At 35.7% G+C, this 1,753-nt stretch carries 1 protein-coding gene; it reads left to right on the plus strand.

Annotation, left to right across the window (positions count from 1 at the left end; translation table 11 throughout):
- The first annotated feature begins 8 nt into the window (after positions 1–8).
- Positions 9–1,694 (plus strand): sodium/sugar symporter, encoded by a 1,686-nt coding sequence (locus ACSV4D_RS18085; RefSeq protein WP_439229389.1) that lies wholly within the window; start codon positions 9–11, stop codon positions 1,692–1,694.
- Positions 1,695–1,753 lie beyond the last annotated feature (59 nt).

Raw genomic sequence — 1,753 nt, forward strand, 5'->3', positions numbered from 1 at the left:
AATTTCTTATGAGCTCAAGTCTCGAATTTGCAGATTATGCAGTATTTATAATCTATTTTTTAATTGTATCGATTTACGGATACATTGTTTACCGCAAACGCGAAAAAAACGAACACGATGCTAAGGCGTATTTCTTAGCCGAAGGAACTCTGACATGGTGGGCTATTGGAGCTTCGTTAATTGCTTCTAATATTTCAGCCGAGCAATTTATCGGAATGAGTGGAGAAGGTTTCTTCTTAGGAATCGCTGTTGCTGCCTACGAATGGGTTGCTGCAATTGCCTTAATTATCATTGCGATTTGGTTTATTCCTGTTTATCTGAAAAACAAGATTTACACGATGCCGCAATTCTTAAAGACCAGATACAATGAAACTACGGCGTTGATTATGGCTGTTTTCTGGTTGTTCTTGTATGTTTTTGTAAATTTAACTTCTATTTTATACTTAGGAGCTGTTGCTATTAACGGACTGGCAGGAGGAGATTACCTTCATATAATTATGCTAGGATTAGCAGTTTTTGCTTTGATTATCTCTTTAGGAGGTATGAAAGTTGTGGCTTATACCGATGTTATTCAGGTGGCAGTTTTGATTATTGGAGGTTTAGTAACTTCTTATATCGCTTTAACAACTGTTGGAGAATATTTTGGAGTAGGTAAAGATGCTATTGCCGGATTCAATGTTTTGATGGAACAGGCACCGGAGCATTTTAAAATGATTATTCCAAGACCAACAGCTACTTCTACACAATTAGAGATTGATAAATACTTAACCTTTCCAGGGATATTATCTTATTTAGCCGGTATCTGGATTATCAATCTGAATTATTGGGGATGTAACCAGTATATCACTCAAAGAGCATTGGGAGCCGATTTACAAACAGCACGTACGGGGATTTTATTTGCAGGTTTATTAAAATTATTAATGCCTGTAATTGTAATGTTACCAGGTATTGCTGCTTATGTTTTGTATGAAGGAGGTCATTTGCCACAATTAGTAGGAGGAAAAGACGGAGCTTATTCAGCAATGCTGACTTTCCTGCCAACAGGATTAAAAGGATTGTCAGTGGCAGCATTGACAGCTGCAATTGTTGCTTCATTAGCAGGTAAAGTTAATAGTATCTCTACAATTTATACTTTAGACGTTCATAAGAAATACATTCAAAAGAATGCAGGAGAAAGACAACAGGTAAACATTGGAAGGATTGCAGTTTTTGGAGCAATGGTTCTTGCTGTAATGTTTACATGGAACGATGTTTTAGGAATTGGTGGAGTAGGTGGATTTACTTATATCCAGAAATATACAGGATTTATCAGTCCGGGAGTATTTGCGATGTTCTTTTTAGGGATGTTCTGGAAGAGAACAACAGGTACAGCAGCTATTGTGGGTGTAATTGCAGGTTTCTTATTATCTGTTTTATTTAATGAATATGCGCCTGAGATGTTTGGAAATGAAACATTCTTATATACAGCCTGGCCAAATGGTAAAGGAGGTTTTGAAATTCCGTTTCACATTTGTATGGGATTGTCATTTATGTTCACAATGTTATTGATGATTGGAATCAGTTTTGCAGGACCAAAAGTAAATCCAAAAGCATTCGAACTGGATACTGAAATGTTTAAGGTGAAACCACAAACCACAGTATTAATCATTATCACCTTATTAATTATCGCTGCTTTGTACGTGAAGTTCTGGTAATAGTAAATATATTTTAAATAAGAAATGTGAAATCGAATTCGTTTGATTTCACATTTTTT

It is taken from the genome of Flavobacterium sp. ARAG 55.4 (assembly GCF_051846875.1).
Classification (GTDB): Bacteria; Bacteroidota; Bacteroidia; order Flavobacteriales; family Flavobacteriaceae; genus Flavobacterium; species Flavobacterium plantiphilum.

Coding starts and splice junctions, on each gene's coding strand:
- ACSV4D_RS18085 (WP_439229389.1), top strand. CDS start 9: ATGAGCTCAAGTCTCGAATTTGCAGATTATGCAGTATTTATAATCTAT.